The sequence below is a fragment of the Acinetobacter sp. UNC436CL71CviS28 genome (genome assembly GCF_000620525.1).
In the GTDB taxonomy this organism is placed as follows: domain Bacteria; phylum Pseudomonadota; class Gammaproteobacteria; order Pseudomonadales; family Moraxellaceae; genus Acinetobacter; species Acinetobacter radioresistens.
In genome coordinates this window covers 1-23,592 of record NZ_JIBB01000002.1, presented here as the reverse complement: position 1 = coordinate 23,592, position 23,592 = coordinate 1, and the positions used below count along the sequence as shown (strand labels likewise).

Here is a 23,592-nt window from a genome sequence, read left to right as displayed (position 1 = left end):
AAATATTCACTTAAAAACGGCCATTACAGGCCGTTTTTATTTTTATAGTCCTATTTTCATTAAATCTAAAAAGGGCTAGTCTTAAGTTCTTAAGGGCGTTTATAAAAGTAAGTTTTTCTAGAATCGAACGGGCTGATGAAATAAAAATTTATGGCTAAGTTTAAATACTGAATAATATATAAATACTTGAGAAATTAAAAACTGATTATTAACGAAATTCAAAACAACAGGTATTAAGCAGTAAAAAAGCCCAACAATGAGCTTTTTTAAAGTTTTTCTCTGTTTAAGGAAGCTGTTGAATGGGACTGCCGCCTAAAGCCTGCATTAAGGTAACATAAGCATTATATTGGTTCTGTTTAGCCTGAACCAAGGCAATACGAGCATTACGAGTAGTTTCTTGAGCATCCAGATAGTTGCTTAAAGCCACAGCACCATTGCGATAACGTACCTCATATAAACGTTCAGTCCGTTCCGCCAAAGCCAGATTCTGTTCCTGATAGCGAACCTGTTTATCCAGTTCAGTCCGGGCTGAGAGTGCATTTTCTACATCAGCGAAAGCTTGATAAAGAGTCTGTCGATAGTTCAAGATACTTTTTTCATAATCCAGTTCACTGATAGCTAAATCACGCTTCATATCATTCCACTGCAAAAAAGGCAGGCTTAAATTCGCTCCCAGCGTTAGCGCAGGATTTTGTAAAAGCTGGGTCAGGGAAGTACTGGTTGAACCCAGATTTCCAGTCAGGCTGATTGAAGGATAATAGCTGGCTCGAGTTGCATCTTTGGTTGCCAATGCCTGACGTAAACGTAACTCGGCAGCGCGTAAATCTGGGCGACGCGCTAAAATTTCTGCAGGTAGACCCGCGCCAAGAACAGGCAGGCGGATGACAGGCAAGCGCTGCGGTTCCTGAATATTTAACTGCTGTACCGGAATCTGTAGAAGTATAGCGAGTGCAGTGCGTGTCTCCACCAGCTGTTGTTGTAACTGGCTCAAACTGGCCCGCTGACTTTGTACAGCCTGTTCTGCCTGGGCTACTTCCAGTCCAGATACAGCACCTGCACGGTATTGTACCCGGACCAGATCTAAAAGCTTTTGTGAGCTTTGCAGGTTCTGGTTCTGTACAACCAGGCGCTCATTCAGATAGCCTAACTGCCAGTAAAGATTTGCTGTGTTACCAATCAGACTTTGGGCAGTAGCCTGTAAATCCTCAGCCGTTGCTGCGGCTTCCCAGCGTGCAGCTTCAGTCTGCCGGTCTAAGCGACCAAACAGATCCACTTCATAACTCACTCCACTGCTGAGTGATACCCCCTGCGACTGGTCATCGCCTGAATTCAGATCAATCCGATGTCCTGTCGAGACACCCGCATTTACCCGGGGTAACTCGGCATTACGTGCCAGCTCGGCACGTAAACGCGCCTGACGTAGAGTTAGTCCCGCGACAGCTAAATCTGTGTTGCTGGCTAAAACCTGATTTACCAGAGTGTTTAACTGCTGGTCTCCAAACAGTGTCCACCATTGATCTGCATAAACATTGGCATGAATTTGCTTGCCATTTACCGGGCTGTTCTGAAAGCTGCCCGGAATTTGTATATTTGGCTGCTCATATGGTGTTTTTACCATTGCCGCACAGCCGACCAGAGAACTTGTCAGAAAAAGTGCGGCAGCAAGTTTAGTCAACTGCAAAGACATGAAATTCTCCTTATTCTCTTGAAAGGGCGGCAACAGGATCAAGCTGTGCAGCATTACGTGCCGGTAAAAATCCAAATACAATACCAATCATGCTGGAGCAGACAAAGGCTGCAATCATGGAGGTGGTGGAGTAAGCCATCTGGAAAGACCCGTTAGAGAGCTTGGTAACCAGCTGGCCTAAACCGAGGGAAAGCAAAACGCCCAGAATCCCGCCCAGAATACAGACCAGTATGGCTTCAATCAGGAACTGTTGCAGAATATCACTCTGGCGTGCTCCTACCGCCATCCGTACCCCGATTTCCTGGGTACGTTCGGTGACTGAAACCAGCATAATATTCATAACCCCTATTCCGCCCACGACCAGAGAGATTACTGCAATTGCAGACACCAGCAGGGTCATGGTTTTGGTTGTATTCTCAATGGTTTCGCGGATGCTATCCGAGTTCTGACTATAAACGTCCTGAGCACCATGACGCTGTTCCAGTAAAGATAGAATGGCATTTTCAGCGGCCGAACTGGAATATTCATCTTTTACCCGTACAATAATACTACGTACATTGGACTGACCCAGCATCCGGCTCATTACAGTAGAGTAGGGCAGGTATACATTCAAACTGTCGGAACCAAACATACCGGCATTGGCTTCGACTACACCAATCACTCGACTTGGTACGCTTCCGAGCAAAATGACCTGTCCAATCGGATCGGAACCAACTGCAAACAGGGTCTTTTGAGTATTACTATCAATGACCACATCCTGCGAGCGTTCATTAATAGCAAATTTGTCAAATGCCTGCCCTGCAGTGAAATTTAAACCGCGCACATCAAAGAACTGATCACTGACTCCATTTACAGTAATCGAAGCCTCAGTATCCTTAAAACGGCCAGTGACACTGTTATTGACTGTCGGAGAAACACCCTGGACATAAGGCTGATCTGCTAATGCATCGGCATCAGCCGGAATCAGGGTTTTTACCTGAGAAGAGCGCGAATTATCGCCAAATCCACGACCCTGATAGATGGTAATAGTGTTGGTACCCAGACTGCTGATATTTTCCAAGATCTGTTTTTGTGAACCATTACCGAGTGCTACCACTGAAACTACCGAAGCAATCCCGATAATAATACCCAGCATAGTCAGAAAGGTCCGCATCCGGTGCGCATTCATGGCCAGTAAGGCCATACGAAATGCTTCACCTAAACGGTCCAAGGCCGAGCGCCAAGATGAAATTTTTGCTTGTGGTTCTTTTACTAAGGTTTGTACTGGCTCTAGCGCTGCTTCATTTTCCTGATATTCCGGTATGTTTGGCCGGTCATCAATAATCTGTCCATCACTGATTTCGATAATTCGTGTGGCATTTTTGGCAACATTAATATCGTGTGTTACCAGAATAATCGTATGGCCTTTGGCATTCAGTTCACGCAAAATGCGCATTACTTCTACACCACTATGCTTATCTAGCGCGCCAGTTGGTTCGTCAGCCAAGATGACATCACCGCCATTCATGAGCGCACGGGCAATTGAAACACGCTGTTGCTGTCCGCCAGATAACTGGCTTGGACGGTTTTGGGTCTTATCTCCTAAGCCTAAATCTGTCAGTAATTTCTGTGCGCGTTCATGCCGTTCAGTGCTGTCTGCACCTGCATAAATTGCTGGAACTTCTACATTCCCTGCTGCACTCAAATCACCCAGCAGATGGTAGCGCTGAAAAATAAAGCCAAAATACTCACGGCGCAACTGAGCCAGCTCATCTGGTTCCAGTTTACGGGTTTCTTTACCATTGACCTTGTAACTACCCTGTGTGGGCTTGTCCAGACATCCCAGAATATTCATCAAGGTCGACTTGCCGGAACCGGACTGACCAATAATAGCCACCAGTTCACCTGGATAAATTTTTAGATCAATGCCTTTAAGAATCTGGACAGTGCCTTCACCCGCCGGAAATTCACGAGTGAGCTGGCTGACCTCCAGTAAAGGTTGCTGCTGATTCTGACTCATGCTTACATTCTCATTGGGCCGCCACGATTACTGCGTTTGGCATTTTCATTCGAGTTATCGGAACCATCTGCAATGATGACCTGATCACCCTGTTTGAGCCCTGCAATAATTTCTGCAGTGACTCGGTTATTCAGACCCACCAGTACCTGTTGTGGACGGCTACTACCATCAGCTTGTAATATCCTGACACTCGAGAGTTTGGCCTTACCTTGTGCCACCAGTTGACGCTGCTCGGCAGTCAGGTTAAGACGTTGCGGGCGGTTCGGGTTTGCAGATTTACTATCAGTATTTCTATCTGGGCGTTTATCACCGCCTGCTGCGCTACTGCCTTCACCACGTGTACGTTGTGGACGGTTGGCAGTTGTAAGGGCAGAAGCCGGTACAGTTAACACGTTATTGGCTTCTGCCAGAATAATGTAGACCTGTGCAGTCATATCAATACGCAGCTTGCCATCTTCATTGGGCACATCAAATAGTGCGTTATAGTACACCGCAGTACTGGATGAGCTTGAAGTATTATTGGTAGTTTCTGAATTGATTGAGGTTGGCGCAGGCTCAACCTGACGCAGGCTGGCATAGTGTTTAGTTTCACTATCACCTAGTGTCGTAAAATAGACTTTTTGGCCAGGCTCTACTTTCATTACATCAGCTTCAGAAATTTCAGCCTTGATAGTCATATTGTCGAGTTTTGCCAGCTTAACAATGGTAGGTGCACTCTGGTTTGCGTTTACGGTCTGACCTTCTTCAGTCACGATCGCAACGACAGTACCATCCATTGGTGCTACAATGCGGGTATAGCCTAAATCTTCACGCGCAGTAGCTAAGGTTAAACGCGACTGTTCAATCTGGGCATTAATTGCTGCAATTTCTGCCTGAGCAGTACGATAACTGGCGAGAGCAGATTCATATTCAGCACGTGAGGTAGCATCCTGTGCGTACATGTTCCGCTGGCGCTGGTACTCAGCTTCAACTTTAGCCAGATTGGCCTGTCTGACCGCCAGCTGCGCCTGCTGGTTTTTGATATTCGCCTCAGCAGTCTTAACTTCATTTTCTTGACGAATCGAATCAATCTGTGCAATCAGCTGGCCTTGCTTTACCTGATCTCCCAGTTTCACATTCATTTTTTTGACCTGACCAGAAACCTGGGCCCCGACATTAACCATTTGAGTCGCTTCCAGGATACCTGTTGCCAGTACCGAATCTTCAATATTGCCGCGTGTGACCTCAGCGGTAATATATTGCGGCTGTTCAGGTTCCGGCTTCAGAAAATACCAGGCAAGGGCTGCAATTATGGCAATACTGACTGCGATGATAATCGCTTTGGTTGGCTTTATTTTTCGCATGATGATTCAGGTTAAGGGAAAAAATTTGTTTAAGTATAAGAATAAAATGAGGATAAATATTGAATTTTTTTAAATATCTGATAATGAGTTACATTTACTCAACTGTTTTAATCAGGCTGAGTATTCAAATAGGCTAACACCGCATAGTTCGGCAATTGCCTGCTGACAGAGATGCTCGGCATTTTCTTCACTCATGCCCTTAATTGCAGCATCAATGTGCAACAGCAAACCCGGCCAGGTTAAAAACTGTCTCGGATTAAGACGGCGTAAAGCCTGCTGGTAACTGGAGATTTTAGTCTTCCAGATGCCCAGTTGCAGTGCATTCTGTGGTTGCTCAAATAACTGCATCAATAGCCGCATTTCACGGCTAATAGTCCAGAGTATTAGGCTCATGGGTTCACCTGAGGCCAGCAGATACTGGAAAATACGGATTGACTGTGCCAGATTGCCAGCTAACAAAGCATCGCTCAGATCATAGGTGCTATAACGTGACTGGTCCTGTAAACAGGCATATAAATGTTCAGTGAGAATTAACCGCTGTTCGGGAAACGTATCACTAACACGCATCAGGCTGTTTTTTGCAGCAAGCAGATTATGTTCATGGTGCTGCATGAGCCACTGCCAGGCTTCCTGATCCAGCTGGATACCTAGCTTTTCTGCCTCAATACTTAAAATCTGCTGGCGTTCCTTAGGATAATTCGCCACTAGTGGCACCACTACACCATTTGCCTCAACTACTTGAAAAAAGGCAGATTTGAGACTGCTACTGTCCTGCTTTGGCATCACCACTAACAGTAGGTTAGACTCATTATGCTGGATATAGTTTTTCAGCTGCTTGAGGGCGCCAGCATCTGGTTTGATATTGCCGTGTACTTCAACGGCAAGATGCTGTGAAAATAATGACAGGCTATTAAGTGCGTTAAAGACATGCTTCCAGTCAGAAACACTGGAAATATCATAACGCTGCCGTTCAGTTTCCTGTACCTGCCATGACTGGCGAAATGCATCAAGCAGGTTCTGTTCCAGTAATGGTTCCTGCCCGTGCAGGATCCACGTACCGCGAGCATCCGTGACACGTTTTAAAGCTTGGAGGTAATCAATTTTCATAAACTGTATTTACAGGCTGTCAGGATACATTCTGTATACGCGGCAAGCGGTTAGAGCTGATCTGGCGACTGATTTGCTGGACAATATCATCAATTAGTAGCCGCTGTAAATAGCCTTCTTCCTGATTATCTGTATTTACAGTTTCCACATCATACTGGTAGCTGCGTGATGCAGTAAGGGTACGTGGTTCGGTGACCGGATTACCCTGATGATCTTCAATCTGGATGGTGACAGTCAGACGCAGTAAAACCTCCGTGAGCTTACCATTAAGCAGTTGGCGTCTTGGTGTATATTCTACTACCCGAAGTACATAAGCATTTGGTGAATTGGTCAGCTGAATGCCTGCGGCAGTCAGATAAATACTTAACTGACTCTGTAGCTCTTCAGCATTTGCAGGCAAGACAAGACTTAATTTTTGATAGGCCAGAGGCATTGCTGTAGGTTCTGTTCCTTTGAGATGAAACCCACAGCCAACCAGGCCTGCACTTAAGCCTAAAGTTAAAACAATTGCTGCTAAACGTTGGGCCAGGTGCATGCCATTTCCCCTTTGCTATATATTTAATTAAACGACCAAGTTAACCAGTTTGTTTGGCACAACAATTTCTTTTTTGGTTGGTCCTGTCAGGAACTGCTGGATATCTGGCAGGGCTTTGGCCTGAGCCAACAGTTCCTCTTTAGAAATATCGACAGCAACTTCAAGTTTGCCACGAAGTTTACCGTTTACTTGTACCACAATAGTCTGCGTATTACGAGCCAATGCAGACTCATCCACAACAGGGAACAGTGCAGCGGTTAAATCACTTCCAAACTTGGCCAGTAATGTCTGACTTAAGTGTGGCGCGAAAGGAGCAAGCAATGTAAGCAGTGCCATGATAGATTCACGTGCAACTGCCACATCATTATCATCTTTTGCCTCAAACCTGTTATTGGCATTCAACAGTTCCATCATTGCCGCAATGGCTGTGTTAAATGCATGACGACGTTCAATATCATCACTAACTTTCTGGATGGTTTCATGTGTTTTACGACGCAAGTCTTGCGCGGCAGCAGACAATGCAGTTTTGTCGATGTTTGATGCATTGTTACCTTTTTCAAGGAAGCCAGTGGCTAAACGCCATACCCGTTTCAGGAAGCGGTTTGCACCTTCAACACCTGCATCCGACCATTCAAGTGACTGATCTGGTGGGGCAGCAAACATCATGAATACACGAGCTGTATCTGCGCCGTACTGGTCAATAATCGCTTGCGGGTCGATACCGTTATTTTTTGACTTGGACATTTTTTCTTGTCCGCCGATAATCACTTCTTGACCATCCCCTGTATATTTTGCAGAAATGATACGGCCTTTCTCATCACGTTCGAGTTCGATATCAGCAGGATTAAACCAAGTTTTCTTACCATTTTCTGCTTCACGATAGAAAGTATCTGCAAGTACCATGCCTTGAGTTAACAAGTTGGTAAATGGCTCATTACCTTGTACAACACCTTCATCACGCATTAACTTGTGGAAGAAACGTGCATAAAGTAAGTGAAGAATCGCGTGTTCAACACCACCAATGTATTGATTGACTGGAAGCCAGTTTTGAGCAGCTTCAGGTTTAACCATACCGCCAGTAAAATCTGGAGATGCATAGCGTGCGTAGTACCAAGATGATTCTACGAATGTGTCCAATGTATCTGTTTCACGGCGTGCATCGCCACCACAGCAAGGACATTTGGTCTCGAAAAACTCAGGCATTTTATTAAGCGGGTTACCTGAGCCATCTGGAACAACATCAGTTGGTAATACAACCGGAAGTTGGTCTTCTGGAACTGTGACTTGACCACAAGTATCACAGTTAATCATTGGAATTGGACAACCCCAGTAACGTTGACGAGAAACACCCCAGTCACGTAAACGGAATTGAACTTTAGAATTTGCTAAGCCTTGTGGCTCTAATTTCGCAAGGAATGCATCAAATGCAGCCTGGAATTCTAAACCATCAAACTCGCCAGAGTTAACAAGTTTACCTTCTTTAGAACCGTACCATTCTTGCCATTCAGTTGCAGAATACTCTGCATCATCAGTGCCCTTGGCATCAATCACTTGCTTAATTGGCAAGTTGAACTTGTTAGCAAATTCAAAGTCACGTTCGTCATGTGCTGGTACAGCCATCACTGCGCCAGAACCGTAAGACATTAATACGTAGTTCGCAATCCAGACAGGAAGCTCTTCGCCAGTTACAGGGTGTTTTGCAAACAAACCTGTTGTCATACCTTTCTTCTCGGCTGTAGCCAAGTCAGCTTCTGCAACTGAACCCATGCGGCATTCTTCAATAAATGCAGCCAATTCAGGGTTATTTTCAGCAGCTTTAAGCGCAAGAGGGTGTTCTGCTGCAACCGCCACGTATGTCACGCCCATAAGCGTGTCAGCACGTGTTGTATAAACAGTTAGGCCGTCAGCATAAATTTCGGTATTGGCAGATGGGAAAGTAATTTCCATACCTGTAGAACGACCGATCCAGTTACGTTGCATGGTCAACACTTGTTGAGGCCAGCCGTCTTTGAGCGTGTCCAGATCGTCTAGTAATTCTTGTGCATAATCCGTAATTCGGAAGTAGTACATTGGAATATCGCGTTTTTCAACCAATGCACCAGAACGCCAGCCGCGGCCATTTTCTACCTGTTCATTGGCCAAAACTGTTTGGTCAACCGGATCCCAGTTTACTGTTGAAAGCTTACGGTAGATCAAACCTTTTTTATAAAGCTGAACGAACAACCATTGTTCCCAGTGATAGTACTCTGGTGTACACGTTGCAAATTCACGATCCCAGTCTACAGACAGGCCGAGTTTTTTTAATTGGTCTCGCATATAAGCGATATTTTCAAATGTCCATTTTGCTGGAGCAACTTTATGTGCAATTGCCGCGTTCTCAGCAGGTAGGCCAAACGCATCCCAACCCATAGGCTGAAGCACGGTTTCACCCTTCAGACGATAAAATCGGCTAATGACATCGCCAATCGTATAATTACGCACATGACCCATATGGAGTTTGCCACTTGGGTAAGGGAACATCGAAAGGATGTAACGGTGCTTACCTTCAACCGTATCGGCAACTTTAAATACTTTACGATTATCCCAGTCTTGTTGGACTTGAGGTTCAATCGCGCTCGCTTGATATTCAGGGTCAATGTGAGTAGTCATAAACGTCTAATGAACAGCAATAAAAATTTTGTGGAAAGCATAGCGCAAAATATACCTAAATGTGAATTTTGCAGATGCTTTCTTTATGAAAAGTTGTACTTTAATCAAAGATTGGCTTAACGAGGCTGCTGATTCACATTTTCTGAAGGAGTTGCCAGTGTTTGAGGGGCAGCAGCAGGAAGGACTGGAATAGCCTGCGTTTGTCCATTTTGCTGAGAATTACTGGATGGTACAGAATTAACTTGTGGCGTCTGCATATTCTGCGGCAATGCGACAGCTTGGCTATCTTGAGTATTAGGCTGGTTTGTATTGAGTGGGGCTGAATTATGCCAGCCATAAGTTTCCACTTTGCCTTTTTTCTTGGCTGTTTTGGGCGGTGGAGTGGTCGTATAGTGAGTTGTCCCTTTACGGTCTACCCATTTATAATATTGCTGTGCTAATAACGGTTGGCTAAGGCCTGCACCCATACTGATAATAATTAGATGTATCAAACTTTTACGCTTTAATGAACTCAATACCATGGCTTTCATCCTTATAAAAATCAGAGAAGGGTTTAGCGTTTCCAAGCAATAGATACTATTAAAATACACCTGTTTAAATAGGTAGTAATTATCAGTGACTAATCTGCCTCATTATATTTAATTTAGAAAGAAGAATATGGGTAATTTTTTATACAGAGAATTATACATATAACTTTTTATATTCAATTTTTTTAAGAGAGCTTAAACTTTTTTTTATAATTAAAATACTGATTCTATTTGTTAAAAAATATATTTATAATTTTTTTAAGAAAATAGTAGAAAAATTGTTCGAACTATTTATTGAGCAAAAAAAGCCAATCTTTCATCTTGACTTTACAGTCTGAAACAAGAAAAATGCTTGCTCAGGTTTTATATGCATCTGTTCGATCACCCTTCGAATAAATGACATGATACGCAATGGGCATTTCCTCTAGCCGAGGAGATGTACAAAACCGTAAAATATGTTTATCCCAGCATGTTTTAGATCACTGTGCCGCTCAAACAGCAGCCCGATCAGAATTTTTTCCTATTGCGGCAAAAACTATGAAATATGTGTGCTATAACAGTGCAGACAGTTAATGAATTAAGCACTTATCTATGCCTTCCATATGATAATGCAAATAAGATTAGGGTGAATCACGTTGGAACTTTTATCTGGTGGTGAAATGCTCGTTCGCGCACTCGCGGATGAAGGCGTTGAACATGTTTTTGGATATCCAGGCGGCGCAGTTTTACATATCTACGATGCGCTATTTCAACAAGACAAAGTCAAGCATTACCTCGTGCGCCATGAACAGGCTGCAGGTCATATGGCTGATGCTTATTCACGTGTTACCGGTAAAACTGGTGTAGTTCTGGTTACCTCAGGTCCAGGCGCAACCAATACTGTAACTCCAATTGCAACTGCTTATATGGATTCAATTCCAATGGTCATTCTGTCTGGCCAGGTTGCAAGCCATCTCATCGGTGAAGACGCATTTCAGGAAACAGATATGGTCGGTATTTCCCGTCCAATCGTAAAACACAGTTTCCAGGTCCGTCATGCCAGTGAAATTCCGGCAATTATTAAAAAAGCATTCTATATTGCAGCATCTGGACGTCCGGGTCCTGTTGTAGTTGATATTCCTAAAGATGCGACCAATCCGGCTGAAAAATTTGCCTACGAGTATCCGGAAAAAGTGAAGATGCGTTCTTATCAGCCGCCTTCACGTGGTCATGCAGGTCAGATCCGTAAAGCAATTGACGAACTGATCTCGGCTAAACGTCCAGTAATTTATACTGGCGGTGGCGTAGTACAGGGCAATGCTTCTCATCTGCTGACTGAACTGGCACATACTCTGGGTTATCCGGTAACTAATACCCTGATGGGACTGGGAGCATTCCCGGGTAATGACCCTCAGTTTATTGGTATGCTAGGTATGCACGGAACTTATGAAGCCAATATGGCGATGCATAATGCTGATGTAATTCTGGCGATTGGTGCGCGCTTTGATGATCGTGTTACCAATAATCCGGCAAAATTCTGCCCAAATTCTAAAGTTATTCATATTGATATTGACCCTGCGACCATTTCAAAAACGATTATGGCGCACATTCCAATTGTAGGCGCAGTAGAGCCGGTACTACAGGAAATGCTGGCCCAGTTGAAGCAGATGAATGTTTCCAAGCCGAATCCTGAAGCAATTGCTGACTGGTGGAGCCAGATCAATGAATGGCGCAAGGTACACGGCCTGAAATATCAAATGGCTAATGATGGTTCAATGAAACCGCAACAGGTAGTAGAAACCCTGTGCAAATTGACCAATGGAGATGCCATTATTACTTCTGATGTAGGGCAGCACCAGATGTTTGCTGCACTTTATTATAAGTACAAGCGGCCACGTCAATGGATCAACTCTGGTGGTCTGGGTACCATGGGCGTAGGTTTACCATATGCCATGGCTGCCAAACTGGCCTGTCCAGAACAGCAGGTGGTTTGTATTACTGGTGAAGCTTCTATCCAGATGTGTATTCAGGAATTATCAACCTGTAAACAGTATGGCCTGAATGTCAAAATTCTCTGCCTGAATAACCGTGCACTTGGTATGGTAAAACAGTGGCAGGATATGAATTATGAAGGTCGTCATTCTAGTTCTTATGTCGAGTCCTTACCTGATTTTCCAAAACTGATGGAAGCGTATGGTCATGTTGGAATCCAAATTGATCATGCAGATGAACTGGAGTCTAAACTAGCCGAAGCGATGGCGATCAATGACAAGTGTGTCTTCATCAATGTCATGGTAGATCGTACTGAGCATGTATATCCTATGCTGATTGCAGGTCAGTCTATGCAAGATATGTGGTTGACAAAAGGAGAGCGCACGAAATGAGACATATTATCTCTGTACTCGTAGAGAACGAAGCCGGCGCGCTTTCCCGTCTGGTCGGTTTGTTCAGTCAGCGTGGCTACAATATTGAAACCCTTAACGTGGCACCAACTGAAGACCCAACCTTGTCACGTTTGACCTTAACAACTTATGGTGATGACCATAAGATCGAACAGATTACCAAGCAGTTGAATAAGCTGGTTGAAGTAGTAAAAGTGGTCGACCTGTCTGAAGGTGCTCATATTGAACGTGAGCTGATGCTGATTAAAGTCAAAGCATTAGGTGCAGCGCGAGCCGAGATCAAGCGTACCGCAGACATCTTCCGGGCCCAGGTAGTGGATGTAACCCCGACCACCTATACCATCCAGATTGCAGGGACAACAGAAAAAATAGATGGTTTTATTGATGCACTTGCAGAGAATACCATTCTTGAAGTGGTTCGCTCTGGTGTATCAGGCATCGCGCGTGGCGAAAAAGTTTTAACCATCTAACTAAATTTAAAAAGCATTATAGTGGAGATAACAAATGCAAATTTTTTATGATAAAGACTGTGATTTATCAATCATCCAGAGCAAAAAAGTAGCGATTATTGGTTACGGTTCACAAGGCCACGCACATGCACTGAACCTGAAAGATTCTGGAGTAGACGTTACGGTTGGCCTGCGTGCAGGTTCTACCTCTTGGAAAAAAGCAGAAAATGCTGGCCTTAAAGTTTCAGAAGTTCCTGAAGCAGTCAAACAGGCTGATTTGGTTATGATCCTCACTCCAGATGAATTCCAGTCACAACTTTATCGTGATGTTATTGAACCAAATATTAAAGAGGGTGCAACACTTGCATTTGCCCACGGGTTCTCTGTTCTTTATAACCAGGTTGTTCCGCGTAAAGATCTTGATGTCATCATGATTGCACCGAAAGCACCAGGCCATACCGTACGTTCAGAATTCCAGCGTGGTTCAGGCGTTCCTGATCTGATTGCGATCCATCAGGATGCTTCAGGTAATGCACGTAATGTTGCGCTGTCTTATGCTTCGGGTGTAGGTGGTGGCCGTACTGGTATCATTGAAACTTCTTTCCGCGAAGAAACTGAAACTGACCTGTTTGGTGAGCAAGCTGTACTTTGTGGCGGAGCGGTTGAACTGGTTAAAATGGGATACGAAACGCTGGTTGAAGCAGGGTATGCACCAGAAATGGCTTACTTTGAATGTCTGCATGAACTTAAACTGATCGTAGATTTGATGTTTGAGGGTGGTATTGCAGATATGAACTATTCAGTATCAAATAATGCTGAGTATGGTGAATATGTGACTGGTACTGAGGTTATTAATGAACAATCTCGTGAAGCAATGCGTAATGCATTAAAACGTATTCAGTCAGGTGAATATGCGAAGATGTTTATTCAGGAAGGTGCCTTAAACTATCCGTCCATGACCGCACGTCGCCGTCAAAATGCTGCTCATGGTATTGAAGTAACAGGCAATAAACTTCGTGCAATGATGCCGTGGATTCAAGCTAACAAGATTGTTGATAAAGAAAAAAACTAAGTTTCTGTCTTTATTTATAAAAACCCTGCATTATGTAGGGTTTTTATTTTATGAGTGAAAAAATCAGAATATCTATTTAGTGATTATTAAATATTCTGTTTTTAATTTTTTATTAAGTACTCTTTCTTAAATTCTACTTCATGATAAAAATCTTGATGCTTAAAATTGTTAAATAATGATCTGTTTTAATTGTTCTCAAGATTTATAAACTACCAAATTTAAAAATAACTTCAGGCCAAGTTAAGGAAAAAATTTACCGGATTCCAGAATACATATTTCATATTGGATGTATGGCTATTATGAGTTTTAAAATGATGAGCTAAAAAGGACTGGAAAATAAATCATCTATTATTTCGTGCTGTTTTTCTGGTCATTTATTTTTATTTTAACGTTCTATAGAATTTTCCAGATAAAAGGTAATTTTTAAAGCATTATTTAAGAAATTATTTAATTGATAATGAAAATAAAAAGAATTAACCTAAATGCAGGAATAAATAATCTTACCAATTCTTTACGCTACACATAACAGGTATGCTTTAAGGTACTTAACTTGCAAGAAGAATAATTATCATTTTGTTTTGGATTGTTTATGGTTCATATGCATTATAACAGCATACTGGTGTTAGGCTCGGTCTTGGTGGCCGTAGCCGTCTGTTATATTGCAATCTCGCTACGTGAACTTTTAATTCAAAATACTTTTCCTAAGTATCATAATGTAGTTCTTGCCGGGAGCGGTTTGTTTTTAGGCCTGGCGATCTGTTCAATGCACTTTGCCGGGCTTCTCGCTGTGCATCTTTCCCAAGAGTCAGTATTTGACCCTGCCTTAACCATCGTTTCATATTTAGTTGCTTCCGCTGCTTCTATCTTTGCACTCTGGTTAACTTCTCGTGAATTTCTGTCCCTACCACGTTTGGTACTTGCTGCAGTAGTGATGGGACTTGGAATCTCTGGTATGCATTATACCGGGATGATGGGTCTCATCCTGCATGGCTATATGATCTATTACCAGCTTTTGCTGGTAATTCTTTCAGTATTGGTGGGAATACTGGGAACAGGATTATCATTCTGGTTGGCTTTTAAATATCAGCATGCCACTAAATATCGGTTCTGGATTAAACTGGGCGTAGCACTGGTATTTGCACTCAGTATTTCCAGTGTTCATTATATTGCCATGGCTGGTGTCGTTTTCTATACCGGTGGACAGATTGAAGTTCTGGAACATTACCAGGCAGGACGTACACTCTTATTATTTACTATTGTTTTTATTACCTGTCTGGTACTCATGACAGCATTTCTGGTAGCGATTCTGGAAGAGCGTCTGGAAGAGCGTAACCGGCGCCTTATGGAAATTAATAAAGAACTGGCCAATCTGGCTGTTCAGGACAATTTGACCCGGCTTCCTAACCGCCTTTTTCTGCTAGATTATGCCCAATGTTTATTTATTGAGCATAAAATAAATAAAAAGAGTTTTGCCTTTTTATATATTGATCTGGACCGTTTCAAGGCAGTAAATGATGCTTTCGGCCATCAGGTAGGTGACCAGTTATTGATTCAGGTAGCCGCTCGTATTCATCAAAATCTTGGCCCTGAAGCTAAACTGTTACGTGTAGGGGGAGATGAATTTCTCCTGATCATTGAAAATACTGGGCGTAAACGTGCCATTTATTATGCTGAAAAAGTTTTAAGCCTGATTCAGGCAAGCTATCTGATCGCGGGCAAGGAAATCAATATTTCGTGCAGTATCGGTATTGCGATTTATCCAGAGCATGGTACTAATTTGCAGGATCAGTTGATCAATGCAGATGCTGCTATGCTGGCTTCGAAAGAACAGGGTCGCAATACCTATGCTGTCTTTAGTTATTCTGTGCATCAGTATGAAGCTCAAAGTCAGTCTAAACTGATTAATGATATGTATAAAGCTGTAGAAGAGCGGCAATTTATCCTGTTTTATCAACCCAAATTTTCAGCTAAAACCTATGAAGTTTGTGGGGTAGAAGCTTTAATTCGTTGGAAGCATCCTACCTTGGGCCTGCTTAGCCCTAATATGTTTATAGAAGGGGCTGAAAAAACCGGTCTGATTATTCCGATGGGATATTGGGCGCTTGAGGAAGCTTGCAAACAGATCCAGTATTGGGAACAAAATGGAATCAGCCTCTGTCCGGTTGCTGTTAATCTCTCTGCAATCCAGTTCGAGCATCAGAAGCTGTTTGATACCTTGGAAAACCTCTTGGAAAAGTACAGGATCCAGCCAAATAACCTGATTATTGAAATTACTGAATCTACTGCCATGCATCATATTGAACTGAGTATTCGTAGTTTTGAGCGACTCAGAAAAATGGGAATTCGTCTTGCGATTGATGATTTTGGTACCGGACATTCAAGTCTGCTGTATTTAAAAGATTTACCTGTAGATGAATTGAAGATTGACCGGGGTTTTATTGTCGGGTTAAAGCCGGGGAATAAAGAAGAAATTATTCTAGAAAGTATTATTCAGTTAGCGACAAAACTTGGCTTGATTGTCACTGCCGAAGGTGTGGAGACACCACTGCAGGCGGAAATTCTGACACGTTTAGGTTGTCAGCAATTACAAGGTTATCTATTAGGTGCGCCTGTTGAGGTTGAGCGCTTAAAAGTTTATAAACAAAGCGTTCAACTCTAAAAGATAAAAACTCTCAAAAATAAAACTGCCATACAACTACCGATTTAAAAGCAGTCTTGATCTGCTACAATTGCGCCAATTTCAAATTTTTCTCTCACATGCTTTCAGAACATCACGTTGATGTTTTAGACAGGATGTGTACAAATGCAGATTTTTATCAATGTTTAAAGATGAATTAATCAGTCAGGTAAAGGCGCGCAGGACTTTTGCCATCATTTCCCACCCAAATATTTGATATCTATTCAAGCCCATTCAACCTATTTCAAATATAATAATAAAAGCATTGTAAGTGCTGTAAAAATATAAAAATATTGATATTCTTTATCTGGTATATCTTTCAACCCCATTCAATAGATTTCAAGTCTAGTCAGTATGTTTGTGTACATATGTGTGTACACATTTTCTAGAATTTTCTATTTGAAAAAAATATGTACACAGGTGGAGTAAAATGCCTTTAACAGATACGTGGCTTAAGAAGAATCTAGATCGTGAACGTTCAGCTATACATACAGAGTCTGATCAAGATGGATTGAGCGTTCGTGTATCGCAAAAAGGAAAACTCACTTTTCAGATGCGTTTTCGATATAACGATAAGCAAGCTCGTTTAGACTTGGGAACTTATCCAAATATGAGCCTTAAAGAGGCTCGTATTGAATTGCAGAAAATGAAAGCAATTTTAGAAAAGGGACATGACCCCCGTATTCATAAAAAAGTAGAGCTTCACAAGATCACAGAGGCTATAACTTTTGAAGCGTTATTTCGTGAGTGGCATGCGAAATATAGTATTCCTAATAAAAAGAATGCAGATCAATATTTAAGATCATTTGAACTTTATGTTTTCCCAAAGTTAGGTAGCATACCTGCTGAGCAAATCACATTACATATGTGGTTAGATTTACTAGAAGAGCAATTTAAACAGTCGCCATCGATAACTGATCGCATTCTTACGAATACAAAGCAGTGTTTGGATTGGGGGATTAATCGAAAATTAATTGAGCAAAATCCCATAAGACATATCACTGGAAAGCGTGACTTGAATATTAAGAAAAATAAAACTGTTCGAGTATTACAAGATGATGAGTTGTCTTTAATTTTTAAGATTTGTGATGAGTCTAGAACATCATTAAGGAATGTTTTATTTCTCAAGTTATGTTTGTTTTATGGTAATCGATATAGTGAGTTGAGGCTTGCACGGAAATCAGATTTCGATTTTAGTAAAAATACATGGACAGTACCGTATGAAAATCATAAGACAGGAGAAAGTAAAGGGGACATTGTTCGACCTATTATTGATGAGATCAAACCGTGGCTTCAGTCTGCAATGGATTTGAGTAATTCTGAATACATTTTCCCACATGAAAATGGCAAAGAGCCAATGGGGCGTAGTGGGCCAACAGATACCCCTTATAACTTCATGCAGTTTGCAAGGAAGAATTATAAAATTGAAATGGATCATTGGTCTATGCATGATTTACGGCGTACAGCAAGGACAAATTTCAGTGCGTTTACAAGTAGGGATGTTGCGGAACTGATGGTTGGTCATGTGATGCCTGGGGAACAGGGGACATATGACTATTATGATTATCAAAAAGAGATGTCGAAGGCTTATAAAAAATGGTGGAAAAAATTAAGTAATCTGTCTAGCTAGACAGATTACTCATTTGGTTGTTATTGAAATATTTGATTAGCCATTCGTTAAACGTTTCTTCATCCCAAAGGCTAGTAGAGCCAGCGCATTTCTTAATAGGTTGAGGCATTGGTTGCTCGAACATTTTTTGATTAGGTTGTTGGTAACGCCATAAAGTCGATGCAGAGCAATTTTTGAGTTTGTGGCGAATTTCTTTAGATGTTAAGTAGCCCATATCTTTGATCCTTTTGTGATTATCGCAATTAGATAAAAGAACTAATTTTTTAACCTTAAATATTGGCTGGAGATCAACCTATAATGTTAAAACTATTAGATCAGTTCATTGATGGGGTAACTATAAAATTTAAAAAATTGTAAAAGTAGATTGGTACTAGCTTTTAAAAATATAGTAGTATTATGCTATGTAATTGTCTGTATTTTAATGAATTATGATTGATAAAAAATTATCAAGGTTAGAGCAGCTTGAGCAGGATATATGGTTAAACTTTTGTTACTACTATCAGTGTGAATTGAATAATGAATTAATAGAAACGGAGAATCAATCATATATTGATCAAAAAGAAAAAATCATAAAAAGAATGCAGCAGAATGATTTTCCATTGAGTGAGCAGTCAGCTTTTCATTTAGAAATGATGGGGGATGTGGTTTCAATCCCTTTCAAGCCATTCCAGATTGCACAGCTTTTAATGCAGATAAATACATTAAGACCTGAGGTGAATAACTTGCCTGCCAAAATTTTCCAAAGGCAATATTCAGATATTTTAATTGCTTATGTGCAAATGCTTGGTGGGGTGGAGTTTATTCAGAACCGTACACTTGCCAAAAGTGCAAAGGCAATCATTGCAGTCAAAGCTCGTTACGACAAGCATTTATATCCAAGACGGGAAATTTTATATCGCACTTTAAGAGAGCAGATGGTGCGTCGTGGCAAATGGGATAATTTGAATCAAGCAGTTAATTTTGTGCTTGATGATCTAGTCAAAGCTTTTGAGGTTTACGATATTGAATGGCTTCAGTCTGAACTTGTGCTTAAGCAAAAAATGCTCAGTGAATTAGAGCAGGAGAGTAAGCGGTTGTACGCTAAAGCTCAGTCTGATGGCCTGCGAAGAAAGCCAGCATCAATTGCGAAAAAAATAGAAAAATTACAGCTGCAACTTAACAATCTTAAACAGATATTGAAGGCAAAATATCCCTCTAAAGAGATGGAGGAGTTTGGGTATAAGATGCCTTACAGTGGTGGATACATTGCTGAAACAATCATCCATGAGTTAAGAAATCAGCCTGAAATATTAAAGGAAATTTTATTTAATAAAGATTAGACCTCTTGCGAAAGTATCGTTTACCTAATTTTTGAACTGGCTAAAACCTTATTAAATGTAGCTTTAGGCTATTTAAATTTTGACTAACGCAAGAAGTCTATTAAATATGTTTTTTATATAATATGCAGATTCAAATAATGGTCAATTAAGCTTTATATAATTCAGTGGTTGGAGTCACATTTTCTGTAAATAAATTTGGGTGATACGTATTCAGTTTCGTAATAAAAATAGTTGTATTTAAAAAGTATTTCTCCGAAGATTGCTTTCCATGTCTTTTCATTTATGCCGTCTGCGCCTTGAAGATCCATTGGGTAGTTGAATTCCTCAGTACTTAACGAAATATTGGAAGTTGGTGCAACAATCATATAATTGCCATTTCGTAATTGAATGCAATCTTTCATAGAAAGCTTTTCATATTCAAGATCTGTCGCACAATATACGTTTAAAACATAATTGTTTGATAAATTACGTTGTACGCAAAAAAATAAAGCTAAAATTTCAGATTGATGATTTTCATGAAATTGTTCAATCATATTTGAAATTTGTTTTGCAAGTTCTCGTTCCAAAAATGCTTTATCATGCAACTCACATTTCTCCATATTAAATGTATAGATAAAGTGATTAAGATTAAATCGTTGTTGAGTTTTAAACAGCTTTTTCATTACAGGTACATTGGCTGTACGTATTTCTTTGATTAATGCAATACGATTATCACGATCAGCGATTGCACTTTTACTGGTTGAATGATTTTTCAATTCATATACGAATGCATCTACAACTGATTTTATCTGCTCAACATAATGTTCATTGTGTAATAGCGTTGGATTAATAGGTCCATCTGAAACGTAACCCAAGTTTGTATATGCCTGATTTATAGCCTTGACACTCTGACTGATGTTGAAAGCAGTATGTTGTAATAACGGAGTACTGATGGGGTGAATAGATTGCAAATAATAAAAAGCATGATCCGTATGTGGGCTATTACTAACATAGTATTGGATAACGGTTTGAGCATTTTTTTTGGTCTTTCTTTTGAAAGGCTGGTAGTTGGGATTGGTTATGATTTCTGAAACTTTTTGCATGATGGATAGGTTCAACTCACCCATACAAAAATAAGGTAGATTGGTGCTTTCTGTAGTATTCGTAGGTTGCATTAGCATGTTCATAATGGTCTCGTTTTTTTAAATATGGGTATTGTGCTCTCTAAGGTTGAAGAGCATCTGTGGGATGTTTTGAATTAGACTAATATTGATCCTGCGGTGATCTGACGAGGCCTTCCTGCTTTGCTTTTTTCAAGCTTGCGAGTGCTATAGCCAAAAGTACGATGGTTCTTAAGCGTTTTCTCAATGATGAATTGGTCAACTTTGGTTATGTAATCCACGACCATATACAGTGCGTTGATTTTTTCTTGGTCATCATGAATAAGTGTGCCAATTGCGAGTTTTCTGTAAGAACTCTTGTTGTGGTTACAACTATGGTAAGTACCCTTATTTAGAGTAATGTCATTCCATAATTTAGCGAGTTGATCTATAAAAAAAGTCTCTTTTTTATGGATATTGCCATCCATGAAAAAGATAAAATGATAGTGATAGCCTTTTTTTATTCCGTATTCTAATTTCCAAATATAGCCGACAATGGCAGGTACATTGTCATTTAGTGTATGGAGTTTTTTTAAGAAAATGCTCATGTAGGTTTTCATTAGTTCAAGTGTGATGTTAAATTTTCGATCAATTGAAAAATCAATCCTGAGTACTAGTAATTTACTGAATTTACTAATTAATTTATTGATAAGCCGTTTGGCTTTCTTGTTCTGATTTAGGCTTTTTTCTTTGCGTAGTTGCACTGCTTTTTTATAGTCTGCATCAGTCGATAATGCCTCAAAGAGATGTTGGTAGAACTCGTTTAAAATTTGAGCCTTGAGCTTGTAATGAGCTGTACTGATCGCTATTGGTTCGTTGTGAGCAAGTTGCCAAAAGTTTGTAGAAGTATCATTTACAATATGTGAAGGCAGGTATTCCACGCAGATCTTACGAAATAGATCTGTCTCAGCACTTGTGTACGTGACATCATATATAAATCTTGGGTCAATTCTTTTAAACGTATTATGTATTGCCGAATGATCTATTAGATAAGATTGTTTTCTTTTTGGATGAGATCTATATACATCGTTATTTCCATACGTTGACATCTTTTTAATGAGTTGAATGATAGTATTTTTGTGTATTGCTTCATCATCATCAATAATTACAATATTCTCTTCATCTATTTCACATATAGAATACTTTTCATAATAATCATCATGATAGTCATTTAGATCTGTGTTCATATAATTCTCTTTTAGGTAAATTTTAAGTAAGCGAATCCCTACCAAGGCATTGGTAGCCTTGGTATGAGTCGTGATAAGTTTGATATAGGTTTTAGAAGAGTTGTACGATGAATAATGAATCTAATTAATGTAATATTTATCAATAGGATATATTGATTATTAGTACTTATTAATTAAATATAAAATCCTAAATTATTGAAAAATATGACAACGATGATTTCAATAATCCATTTCATCTTTTCCTCAGTAATATCGATTTTCATAATCGAAAGTCGATTTGGAAAGTTAGCAGGTAAAACGTTGCTCAGCTTTAAGCTCAAGCCATTGAATGAGTTCATGCTCAAACCAACCTACAGCGTTCAAACTAAGCTTGATAGGTTTTGGAAACGTTGGATCATAACGTTTCGATTTTTCATTTATCTTTTCATATATGACAGAACGACTTACACCTGTAATTTCAATGACCTTTTTTAGTCGATGGATTGTAGGTGGTTGTAATGTATTAGATTGCATAAGATTTGACTCCGTGATTGAATAAGCCAAAATTAACAACGTATCTTTGGAAAAAAAACAGCGAATGTAATTCCAAACGGGGAAGTATGAAAAAAAATTCAATAGAATTTCTTAAAACGGCATGTTTCATTCGTACCAAACAATTCATTGATCAGGAATTTGAGCGTTATGCATTCATGCATCGCTATCAGAAACAGTTAAATGACTTGAATGAATTAAATCAATTAATCGTAGAGAGAATGTCTCAAAAGATCGGTGCGGTTGGTAATTTTTTACCACATCATTCTGAAAGGAAAATTGAATCAGAAAAGTTTGTTGAAAATGAATTGAATCAAGAGACTCTAGAAAAAAAATTAGAAGAATCTAGTTTATATAATGATTTTCTAGCACAACATCCTGAAATGAAGTTTGTTGCAAATTTTATGAAATTTGATTCCAAAAAGTTTTTTGAGTTAGAGTTATTGGCTGTATTTTGGGGGGATACTCAATATGGATCTGATTTTAAATCACCCATTTTAGATTTTTTTCAGATTATTTCGAATCAAGAATTTAGAGACAGAGCCTTTCAAACTTTGAACTTTATTAGAGGTGATAAAGAATATAATCAATTATTTGAGAGCGCATTCTCACTTACAGATATTTATGATTTAGCTGCTTTAAGTTTTAGAATGCAATTTGATCCGCTCAAATTCTTAATGCCACTGTGTTTAGAGTTTCATACAACTTTTTCCCGATTACCTTTTCAGCATGAGTCACTAATTCATTATCATTCATTGATTAATTTTTTGACACCGTTGGATACATTGAGAAAAGATCAGAATAAAGTATGGGCACAACCAAAAAATAAATTAGCACAGCGTATTTTAAATGGTGAAGAAATTGATGAGAATACAGCCACTATTCCAGAAATAAAATTAACGTTTCAAGTTGCACTAGATAAAGGGCTCTCATTCTATGATGCAATGTATTTCTCTTTGCTTGATGTGCACAGTATTTTGGGGCGACAGCTTAGTGAAGGTAATTTAGAGCATATTCCATTCCAATTAGATGTACTAGCTCAAACCTGATCTGACAGTTACCCATTTTTTATTGTGCCTGTCAGGTTAAATTTGAGCTAAATTCTTCTCAGCCCAAATCCGTTTTCCATCAAGTAAAGTTTCAAGTGGTGTACGACCACAGCACATTTTTCCTTGATGAGTCCGTTCAGTATTATAGAATTTCAGCCAATCGTCTAGATCAACTTGTAATTCTTCCAATGAGCTATAAAGCTTCTTCCTAAACGTAATTTGATAGAACTCCTGCAAAATCGTCTTATGGAAACGCTCACAGATACCATTTGTTTGCGGCGAAGCTGCTTTTGTCTTCGTGTGATCAATAT

General features: G+C 40.2%; 19 protein-coding genes. 7 read left to right on the top strand and 12 right to left on the bottom strand.

All coding sequences use genetic code 11. The features are described from left to right. Positions 1–283: 283 nt before the first annotated feature. From N518_RS0101235 to N518_RS0101205, 7 genes are all read right to left on the bottom strand, one after another. Positions 284–1,687 carry an efflux transporter outer membrane subunit gene (locus N518_RS0101235; protein WP_005023424.1) on the bottom strand — a complete coding sequence of 468 codons (1,404 nt, stop codon included), beginning with the start codon at positions 1,685–1,687 and terminating at the stop codon, positions 284–286. A 10-nt stretch (positions 1,688–1,697) separates the two neighbouring features. Beyond that, the gene (locus N518_RS0101230; protein ID WP_026443922.1) at positions 1,698–3,686 is read right to left on the bottom strand and encodes a MacB family efflux pump subunit; all 1,989 of its coding nucleotides are present in this window, start codon (positions 3,684–3,686) and stop codon (positions 1,698–1,700) included. Between the two features lie 2 nt (positions 3,687–3,688). Then, a complete protein-coding gene (locus tag N518_RS0101225; protein WP_017400738.1) occupies positions 3,689–5,029 on the bottom strand; it encodes a MacA family efflux pump subunit in 1,341 nt (446 codons plus the stop codon). A 111-nt stretch (positions 5,030–5,140) separates the two neighbouring features. Beyond that, the gene (gene holA / locus N518_RS0101220; RefSeq protein WP_005023431.1) at positions 5,141–6,136 is read right to left on the bottom strand and encodes a DNA polymerase III subunit delta; all 996 of its coding nucleotides are present in this window, start codon (positions 6,134–6,136) and stop codon (positions 5,141–5,143) included. A gap of 19 nt (positions 6,137–6,155) precedes the next feature. Beyond that, the gene (gene lptE, locus N518_RS0101215; RefSeq protein ID WP_005023436.1) at positions 6,156–6,671 is read right to left on the bottom strand and encodes an LPS assembly lipoprotein LptE; all 516 of its coding nucleotides are present in this window, start codon (positions 6,669–6,671) and stop codon (positions 6,156–6,158) included. A 27-nt stretch (positions 6,672–6,698) separates the two neighbouring features. After that, the gene (gene leuS, locus N518_RS0101210; protein ID WP_005023438.1) at positions 6,699–9,320 is read right to left on the bottom strand and encodes a leucine--tRNA ligase; all 2,622 of its coding nucleotides are present in this window, start codon (positions 9,318–9,320) and stop codon (positions 6,699–6,701) included. 116 nt (positions 9,321–9,436) lie between these two features. After that, on the bottom strand, positions 9,437–9,841 hold the full coding sequence (locus N518_RS0101205) for a DUF4124 domain-containing protein (RefSeq protein ID WP_005023440.1): 405 nt from the start codon (positions 9,839–9,841) through the stop codon (positions 9,437–9,439). A 641-nt stretch (positions 9,842–10,482) separates the two neighbouring features. Between N518_RS0101205 and N518_RS0101200 the strand changes: the two genes are divergently transcribed. The 5 genes from N518_RS0101200 (at position 10,483) to N518_RS0101180 (ending at position 18,056) form a co-directional block, all read left to right on the top strand. Next, a complete protein-coding gene (locus tag N518_RS0101200; RefSeq protein ID WP_005016394.1) occupies positions 10,483–12,210 on the top strand; it encodes an acetolactate synthase 3 large subunit in 1,728 nt (575 codons plus the stop codon). Further along, a complete protein-coding gene (gene ilvN / locus N518_RS0101195; RefSeq protein ID WP_005016393.1) occupies positions 12,207–12,698 on the top strand; it encodes an acetolactate synthase small subunit in 492 nt (163 codons plus the stop codon). Before N518_RS0101200 ends, ilvN begins: the two co-directional genes overlap by 4 nt. A gap of 34 nt (positions 12,699–12,732) precedes the next feature. Continuing rightward, entirely contained in the window at positions 12,733–13,749 is a 1,017-nt protein-coding gene (gene ilvC / locus N518_RS0101190; RefSeq protein WP_005016389.1) for a ketol-acid reductoisomerase, read from the top strand. 589 nt (positions 13,750–14,338) lie between these two features. After that, positions 14,339–16,408: a putative bifunctional diguanylate cyclase/phosphodiesterase gene (locus tag N518_RS0101185; RefSeq protein ID WP_026443921.1), complete on the top strand. Its 2,070-nt coding sequence runs from the start codon at positions 14,339–14,341 to the stop codon at positions 16,406–16,408. A gap of 448 nt (positions 16,409–16,856) precedes the next feature. Further along, a complete protein-coding gene (locus N518_RS0101180) occupies positions 16,857–18,056 on the top strand; it encodes a tyrosine-type recombinase/integrase (protein WP_004890115.1) in 1,200 nt (399 codons plus the stop codon). Here the strand turns inward: N518_RS0101180 and N518_RS0101175 are convergent. Next, positions 18,049–18,270, bottom strand: coding sequence for a hypothetical protein (locus tag N518_RS0101175; RefSeq protein WP_000541018.1), 222 nt, complete (start codon positions 18,268–18,270; stop codon positions 18,049–18,051). The genes N518_RS0101180 and N518_RS0101175 overlap by 8 nt on opposite strands. Before the next feature lie 214 nt (positions 18,271–18,484). Here N518_RS0101175 and N518_RS0101170 point away from each other — a divergent pair, with 214 nt between their 5' ends. Then, complete coding sequence (locus N518_RS0101170) at positions 18,485–19,375, top strand: hypothetical protein (RefSeq protein WP_004842547.1); 891 nt, start codon at positions 18,485–18,487, stop codon at positions 19,373–19,375. A gap of 161 nt (positions 19,376–19,536) precedes the next feature. On the opposite strand, the gene N518_RS0101165 is transcribed toward N518_RS0101170, so the two are convergent. From N518_RS0101165 to N518_RS0101155, 3 genes are all read right to left on the bottom strand, one after another. Next, the gene (locus N518_RS0101165; RefSeq protein ID WP_026056625.1) at positions 19,537–20,541 is read right to left on the bottom strand and encodes a hypothetical protein; all 1,005 of its coding nucleotides are present in this window, start codon (positions 20,539–20,541) and stop codon (positions 19,537–19,539) included. Between the two features lie 71 nt (positions 20,542–20,612). Continuing rightward, the gene (locus N518_RS0101160; RefSeq protein ID WP_017400742.1) at positions 20,613–21,701 is read right to left on the bottom strand and encodes a YagK/YfjJ domain-containing protein; all 1,089 of its coding nucleotides are present in this window, start codon (positions 21,699–21,701) and stop codon (positions 20,613–20,615) included. A 285-nt stretch (positions 21,702–21,986) separates the two neighbouring features. Next, complete coding sequence (locus N518_RS0101155; RefSeq protein WP_017400743.1) at positions 21,987–22,214, bottom strand: helix-turn-helix transcriptional regulator; 228 nt, start codon at positions 22,212–22,214, stop codon at positions 21,987–21,989. An 86-nt stretch (positions 22,215–22,300) separates the two neighbouring features. Between N518_RS0101155 and N518_RS0101150 the strand changes: the two genes are divergently transcribed. Next, positions 22,301–23,281, top strand: coding sequence for a hypothetical protein (locus tag N518_RS0101150; RefSeq protein ID WP_026443920.1), 981 nt, complete (start codon positions 22,301–22,303; stop codon positions 23,279–23,281). Between the two features lie 36 nt (positions 23,282–23,317). Here the strand turns inward: N518_RS0101150 and N518_RS16050 are convergent. Further along, positions 23,318–23,592 (bottom strand): integrase core domain-containing protein (locus tag N518_RS16050; RefSeq protein ID WP_034593493.1); only part of this gene is annotated, 275 nt, incomplete at its 5' end.